This window comes from Micromonospora hortensis (assembly GCF_022230935.1).
Taxonomy (GTDB): domain Bacteria; phylum Actinomycetota; class Actinomycetes; order Mycobacteriales; family Micromonosporaceae; genus Micromonospora; species Micromonospora hortensis.
Map to the genome: position 1 here is coordinate 205,258 of NZ_JAKKFE010000010.1, position 6,497 is coordinate 211,754.

7 protein-coding genes are annotated in these 6,497 nt (G+C 69.5%); 1 reads left to right on the plus strand and 6 read right to left on the minus strand.

Translation table 11 applies throughout. The annotated features are described in order from the left end of the window. Positions 1–10: 10 nt before the first annotated feature. The 4 genes from NIE111_RS06810 to NIE111_RS06825 are packed head-to-tail and all read right to left on the minus strand — an operon-like array spanning position 11 to position 4,149. Entirely contained in the window at positions 11–847 is an 837-nt protein-coding gene (locus NIE111_RS06810) for an ABC transporter permease (protein WP_238683560.1), read from the minus strand. Between the two features lie 55 nt (positions 848–902). After that, positions 903–1,811 carry an ABC transporter permease gene (locus tag NIE111_RS06815; RefSeq protein WP_238683561.1) on the minus strand — a complete coding sequence of 303 codons (909 nt, stop codon included), beginning with the start codon at positions 1,809–1,811 and terminating at the stop codon, positions 903–905. Then, positions 1,808–2,959, minus strand: coding sequence for an ABC transporter ATP-binding protein (locus NIE111_RS06820; RefSeq protein WP_238683572.1), 1,152 nt, complete (start codon positions 2,957–2,959; stop codon positions 1,808–1,810). The genes NIE111_RS06815 and NIE111_RS06820 overlap by 4 nt, the downstream gene beginning before the upstream one ends. A 5-nt stretch (positions 2,960–2,964) precedes the next feature. After that, positions 2,965–4,149 carry a polyamine ABC transporter substrate-binding protein gene (locus tag NIE111_RS06825; protein WP_238683562.1) on the minus strand — a complete coding sequence of 395 codons (1,185 nt, stop codon included), beginning with the start codon at positions 4,147–4,149 and terminating at the stop codon, positions 2,965–2,967. A 214-nt stretch (positions 4,150–4,363) separates the two neighbouring features. On the opposite strand from NIE111_RS06825, the gene NIE111_RS06830 reads away from it, so the two are divergent. Next, positions 4,364–4,876: an Lrp/AsnC family transcriptional regulator gene (locus tag NIE111_RS06830; RefSeq protein ID WP_091394101.1), complete on the plus strand. Its 513-nt coding sequence runs from the start codon at positions 4,364–4,366 to the stop codon at positions 4,874–4,876. Here NIE111_RS06830 and NIE111_RS06835 read toward each other — a convergent pair. After that, complete coding sequence (locus NIE111_RS06835; RefSeq protein ID WP_238683563.1) at positions 4,855–5,076, minus strand: DUF397 domain-containing protein; 222 nt, start codon at positions 5,074–5,076, stop codon at positions 4,855–4,857. The genes NIE111_RS06830 and NIE111_RS06835 overlap by 22 nt on opposite strands. Further along, positions 5,067–5,810: a DUF5753 domain-containing protein gene (locus NIE111_RS06840; protein ID WP_238683573.1), complete on the minus strand. Its 744-nt coding sequence runs from the start codon at positions 5,808–5,810 to the stop codon at positions 5,067–5,069. Before NIE111_RS06840 ends, NIE111_RS06835 begins: the two co-directional genes overlap by 10 nt. Positions 5,811–6,497 lie beyond the last annotated feature (687 nt).

Genomic DNA, 6,497 nt, shown 5'->3' on the forward strand with positions numbered 1-6,497 from the left:
TCCGGGGGCGTCATGACGACCGACGCGGGTGACCTGACGGCCCGGCCAGCAGAGTGGCGCGGCGGGCCCGTCGACCGCGCAGCGAGCTGAGCCCCACGAGTAGCAGCGCGACAGCGAACATCGCGGTGCCGATCACGTTGACCTGCGGTGGGATGCCACGCTGGGCAGCGCCCCAGATGTACATCGGGAACGTGACTGTGGTGCCGGCGTTGAAGTTCGTGATGATGAAGTCGTCGAAGCTCAGCGAGAAGGCCAGCAACGCGGCGGCCACGATCCCGGGCAGCACCAGCGGCAGGGTGATCCGCCGGAAGGTCTGCCACTCGTTGGCGTAGAGGTCCATGGCGGCCTCCTCCAGCCGCCGGTCCATCCCGGCGAGCCGCGCCTTCACGGTCACCACCACGAACGACACGCAGAACATCACGTGCGCGATCACGATGGTCCAGAACCCCTGCGGCACTCCCGCCGACACGAACAGGGCCAGCAACGACGTGCCCATCACCAGCTCCGGGGTGGCCATCGGCAGGAAGATCAGCACGTTGATCCCGGATCGGCCCCGGAAACGGTGCCGGACCAGCGCGAACGCCATCAGGGTGCCGAGCACCGTGGCGACCACAGTGGCGATAAAGCCGATCTGCACGCTGCGGACCACCGCGTCGCACATGTCCGAGGTGGCGCACGGCTGCCGCCAGTTGTCCAGTGTGAACTCGTTGAAGTCGTACGACAGCCGGCTCGACGGCCTGTTGAACGACAGCGCGGCCACCACCAGGATCGGCAGCGCCAGGTAGCCGAGCACCAGCAATGCCACGATCATCACCCAGCGGTCCGCGAGCCAACGGGAAAGCCTCATCAGAGCCGCCTTTCGTTCGCGACTGCGGGGCTCCGCTGCGCTGCGCTCCTCGCGCTCACAGGACCTCCTCCGTGCCGGCTCGACGGAGGTAGCCGAAGACCACCGCGAGGATCGCCGCCATCAGCAGGAACGACAACGCGGCGCCCTGCGGGTAGTCCAGGCGGACCAGGAACGCCGAGTCGATGACGTTGCCGATCATGTATTCGTTTGGGGTGCCGAGCAGTTCGGCGTTGATGTAGTCGCCGCTGGCCGGGATGAAGAACAGCAGCGTGCCGGCGACCAGGCCGGGCATGGACAGCGGCAGCGTCACCCGACGGAACGCCTGCACCGGGCTCGCGTACAGGTCGGTGGCCGCCTCCAGCAACCGGGGGTCCAGCCGCTCCAGGCTGGCGTACAGCGGCAGCACCAGGAACGGCAGGAAGTTGTACGTCAGGCCGAGCACCACAGCGAACGGGGTGGCCAGCAGCCGACCGTCCGGGGCGAGTAGGTGCACGTCGCGCAGCAGACCGACGAGCGCGCCGTTGTCCGACAGGATCGTCTTCCAGGCCAGCGTCCGGACCAGGAAGCTGGTGAACATCGGTGCGACGACGCACACCAGCAGCAGGTTCTTCCAACGGCCGGCCTTCTGCGCGATGGCGTACGCCAGTGGGTAGCCCAGCAGCAACGCCAGCACCAGGGCCAACCCGGCGTAGCCGAACGAGCGCAGGAACTGCGGCCAGTACGCCTGCAGCACGTCCGGGTAGTTGCCGACCGCCCAGGTCATCGCGTACCCGGTGGAGAGCGAGCCGCCGGGGTCGTACAGGCTGGCCGCCGCCAACTGCACCAGCGGCACACCGAAGAAGATGAGCAGCCAGGCCGCACCGGGCAACAACAGGAGGTACGGCAGGAGCCGGCGCCGCCCGGACCGGGCTGCCGGTGGCGCGGGCGGCGGGTGCCCCGCCCTGGTGGGGGCCAGCAGGGTCACGACGACGCACCCACCGGCTCGTCGAGCACCGGCGACGTCCGGTCGGTGTCGGCGGCGTCGCGGGGCAGCAGGAACGCGTGCTGCGGATCCCAGTACGCCACGGCCTCGCTGCCGACCGCCACCGGCGGCGACGTCCCGCTGTTGGCGGCGAAGACCGACAACTCCGTGCCCCAGCCGGTGCGCAGCAGGTACTGCGTGCTGACTCCCACGTAGGAGGCGTCGGTGACCACTCCGGTGACGTGCTGATGCCCAGCGGGCACCTGGTCGGCGGAGCCGACCAGAATCAGCTTCTCGGGGCGTACCCCCAGGTGGACCGGACCGTGTTCGGCCCGTGAGCGGCCGGCGGGCACCGAGAAGCGCGTGCCGTGCGCCGTCACCGCGACGTCGCCGCCACCGGCGCCGGTGGCCTCGCCGGCGAGCAGGTTCGACTGGCCGAGGAAGTTCGCCACGAAGGCGGTGGCGGGAAACTCGTAGAGGTCGGCGGGAGGACCGAGTTGCTCGATCCGGCCGGCGTTCATCACCGCGACGGTGTCGGCCATTGTCATGGCCTCCTCCTGGTCGTGGGTGACGTGCACGAAGGTGATGCCGACCTCGGTCTGGATGCGCTTCAGCTCAATCTGCATCTGTCGGCGCAGCTTGAGGTCGAGTGCGCCCAGCGGCTCGTCGAGCAACAGCACCTGCGGCCGGTTGATCAGGGCGCGGGCCAACGCGACCCGCTGCTGCTGGCCGCCGGAGAGCTGGGCGGGGCGGCGGTTGCCGTACCCGTCGAGTTGCACCAGCGACAGCATCCGGGTGACCTCGTCGTCGACCGAGCGGATGCCGCGTCGGCGCAGCCCGAAGGCCACGTTCTCGAAGATGTCGAGGTGCGGAAAGAGGGCGTAGCTCTGGAAGACGGTGTTGACCGGCCGCTTGTACGGCCGCAGCCGGGCGATGTCCCGGTCACCGAGCAGCACCTGGCCGCTGGTCGGCTCCTCGAGGCCGGCGATCATCCGCAACGTGGTGGTCTTGCCGCAGCCGGACGCGCCGAGCAGCGCGAAGAACGAGCCCTGCTCGATGGTCAGGCTCAGGTCGTCGACAGCGGTGAAGACGCCGAACCGTTTGGTGAGGTCGGCCAGGCGCAGGTCGCCGGCTGGTGTCTCGCGCGCCATCCTCGTCACGCCCCGATGACCTGTTGGAACTTGCCCTCGTACTCCTTCTCCTGCTTCTCGTCCAGGGCCATGAACACCTTGGACTTCGACAGCAGCGCCTCGTCCGGGAAGATCAGCGGGTTGGCCGCCAACTCGGGGTCGATCTTCTCCATCTCGGCCTGAGCGCCCTTGACCGGGCAGATGTAGTTGACGTACGCGGCCAGCTTCGCCGCGACAGCCGGCTCGTAGTAGTAGTTGATCAGCGCTTCGGCATTGCCTTTGTGGGTGGCCTTGTTGGGGACCATCATGTTGTCGCTGTAGAGCATCACGCCGGAGTCCGGCGCGACGAACCGAACTTTCTCGTCCTCACCGGACAGTTGGATGACGTCGCCGGACCAGCCGATGCACGCGGCGATGTCGCCCTTCGCCAGGTCGGGCGCGTAGTCGTTACCGGTGAACTTGCGGATCTGCCCGGAGTCGACTGCCTTCTTGAGCTTGTTGAGGGCGTCGTCGAACTGGGCGGCGGTAAAGTTCGCCGGGTCATGCCCGTTGGACCCGAGCAGCAGACCCATGGTGTCGCGCATCTCGCTGAGCGCTGTCACCTTGCCCTTGAGGTCGGGGCGGGTGAGCAGTTCGTCGACAGTCCGCAGTTCCTTCGTGACGTTGCCGTTGTAAGCGAGGCCGGCGAGGCCGGACTGCCACGGGATGGAGATCCGATTCTCGGCGTCGAAGGGGCGGTTGAGCAGCGACGGAAGCAGGTTGGCCTGCACGTTCGGGATCTTCGCCGGGTCCAGCTTCTGGATCCAGCCGAGCCGGATCATCCGGGCCGCCATCCAGTCGGTCAGCACGATGATGTCCCGGTCGGTGCTCTGGCAGGCGGCGAGCTGGTTCTGCACCTTGCCGAAGAATTCGTTGTTGTCGTTGATGTCCTCGGTGTAGGTCACCTGAATGCCGGTCTTCGTGATGAACTCGTCGAGGCTCGGCCGCTTGGACTCGTCAGCGTCGTCCACGTCCATGTACTGCGGCCAGTTGGCGAAGGCGAGTTTCTTCTCGGTGCCGGAGAGGTCCTCGCTGACGCAGCCAGCTTCGGTCTGTTGCGCGCCCTTGGTGCCGCAGCCCGCGAGGCTGCCACCCATGGTGAGCAGGGCGGCCGAACCGAGAGTGCCGGTGAGCAGTCCACGCCGGGAGAGGGGCCGGAGGGGAGTACGCATGACGACTCCTAGGGGGTCATCGTCGGCGGGCGGGACGGGGAGGCGCGCCGGCGGGAATGTCGGGAGGGTCAAGTGCCATGGACGACTGATCCTGACATGAGGTGACCTCCCTTACAAGGGATTCCGTTGCGGGAATAGCGATGCACGACGAAATACGCCAGACTACGCGGGGATACACGCGCGACATCACGATTCGGGACATGGGGAGCGGGCAATGACAAACCGGCAGCACGAGAACAGCAATGGCGGTCGACGCGTCGCTGTCCGTGACGGCGCCAATCACGCTCTGCTGGATGACGTGGCCAAGCAGATCATCGAGCAGCTCCAGGAGGACGGCCGCCGCCCGTACGCGACGATCGGCAAGGCGGTGGGGCTGTCCGAGGCGGCGGTCCGGCAACGGGTGCAGCGGCTGCTCGACTCCGGCGTGATGCAGATCGTGGCGGTGACCGATCCGCTCCAGCTCGGCTTCAACCGGCAGGCGATGATCGGCCTCCGTACCGACGGCGACCTGGAAGCGGTCGCCGACCGGCTGGCCGAGTTGGACGAGGTCGACTACGTGGTGATCACCGCTGGGTCGTTCGACCTGCTCACCGAGGTGGTCTGCCGCAACGACGACCACCTGCTGGAGATCCTGCAACGACTGCGCGCGGTGCCCGGGGTGCTCTCCACCGAGGCGTTCGTCTATCTCAAGCTGCGCAAGCAGACCTACACCTGGGGTACGGCCTGACGCTGCCCGCCGCTCGCCGCGCTGACAGCGCCGATGAACGACGCCCAGGCGGTCGGCGCGAAGGTCAGGGCGGCGCCGTCGCGATCCTTGCTGTCACGCACCAGCACCCGGCCGGGCAGGTTGTCGGCCACCTCGACGCAGGCACCACCGTTGTTGCTGCTGCGGGTCGCGGTGCGCCAGCGGGCGTCGGTCATGTCCATGTCGTGGCCACTTCCCCGATCAGCTCGATCGACCGTCGTTGGGGGAACGCCTCACCGGTGACGCTCTCCCACCTGCGTCCCAGGCTAGCGACGTCGAGGGGATCGGTCACGACCTGACCGCGGAGCTGATTGTCGAGATACGCCAATTCCGCCCCGTCGGGCAGCCGCCCCAGAATGAACGGGCCGGCCAGCCCGGTGTGCCACGGGCTCTCGGCCGGGATGATCCGGACCTGCACGTGCTCCCACTCGGCCACTCTCGCGAGGTGGGCCAACTGGGCGGCCATCACGGCGCGGTCACCGACCGGCCGGCGCAGCACCACCTCGTCGATCACCGCCACGAGCTGCGGTGGAGCATCGCGGCACAGGACCGCCTGCCGTTCGAGGCGGCCCGCCACGATCTGGTCCACCTCGGACGGTGCGACCAGCCCGCCGGTGCCCAGGATCGCGCGGGCGTACCCCTCGGTCTGCAGCAGACCCGGCACGAGCAGCGGCTCATACCACCGGAGCGAGGTGGCGTCCTGTTCCAGCTCGGCCCACGGCCGGAACCACGGCAGGTCACGGCGGCGGAACGGCTCCGGCCAAAGGTCGGCCGCGTCCCGGCGCAGGACCTCGGCCACCGCCACCCGGGTACGCGGATGCGGGATGCGCCCCGGAGCGAGCCACCGCGCCGCCGTCTTCGGGTCGACGCAGACCTTCTCGGCCAACGACTCGACAGTCTCCCCCGCCTCGGCCATCGCCACCCGCAACGCCTCGTTCGCCACCAGACCCTCCCGCCGCTCCTCCGTGCCGTGGCGGACGACCCCGGGTCGTTCGCCCAGCAGGCGCGCTGCGACGCCGCTCGATGCACGTTGCGGCGGACGATAGCCACGCTGCGTGTCGGTGTCTGCGCTCTACCGGCGTGTTGCGGTGGGACGTGTTGGGCGCGCAACCAGGACGCCCCCCGACCGTCCCCGAAGTGCCCCACCAGCGTCCCAAGACCCGCGCCTCCCGACCCCCGGCGCGCCCTCCCCGGCCCCCCGCGGCCCGCGCCTCCCGACCCCGGCGCGCCCTCCCCGGCCCCCTGCGGCCCGCGCCTCCCGACCCCGGCGCGCCCTCCCCGGCCCCCTGCGGCCCGCGCCTCCCCCGTCACGCGTCGCCCCCGTCACGCGTCGCCCCCGTCACGCGTCGCCCCGACCTTCAGCCGCGCCCCCGACCCCAGCCGCGCACCCGACCCCAGCCGCGCACCCGACCCCAGCCGCGCACCCGACCCCAGCCGCGCACCCAACCCGGCCTGCGTCACCGCAATCCGCGACCGCCGCCCTGCGGCCTCCCCGGCCCCGCGTGCCCGCGCCGCCGGCCGGCACCTGCGCGTGGCGGGCAGGGCGGTCGAGCACGCGTGATGGAGCGGTCAGCAAGCAAAAACTATACCGACCAACACGCAC

Excerpts from the sequence above, each read along its gene's own strand:
- NIE111_RS06830 (WP_091394101.1), top strand. The coding sequence starts at position 4,364 with ATGACAAACCGGCAGCACGAGAACAGCAATGGCGGTCGACGCGTCGCT.
- NIE111_RS06810 (WP_238683560.1), bottom strand. The coding sequence starts at position 847 with ATGAGGCTTTCCCGTTGGCTCGCGGACCGCTGGGTGATGATCGTGGCA.
- NIE111_RS06825 (WP_238683562.1), bottom strand. The coding sequence starts at position 4,149 with ATGCGTACTCCCCTCCGGCCCCTCTCCCGGCGTGGACTGCTCACCGGC.
- NIE111_RS06840 (WP_238683573.1), bottom strand. The coding sequence starts at position 5,810 with ATGGCCGAGGCGGGGGAGACTGTCGAGTCGTTGGCCGAGAAGGTCTGC.
- NIE111_RS06835 (WP_238683563.1), bottom strand. The coding sequence starts at position 5,076 with ATGGACATGACCGACGCCCGCTGGCGCACCGCGACCCGCAGCAGCAAC.
- NIE111_RS06820 (WP_238683572.1), bottom strand. The coding sequence starts at position 2,959 with ATGGCGCGCGAGACACCAGCCGGCGACCTGCGCCTGGCCGACCTCACC.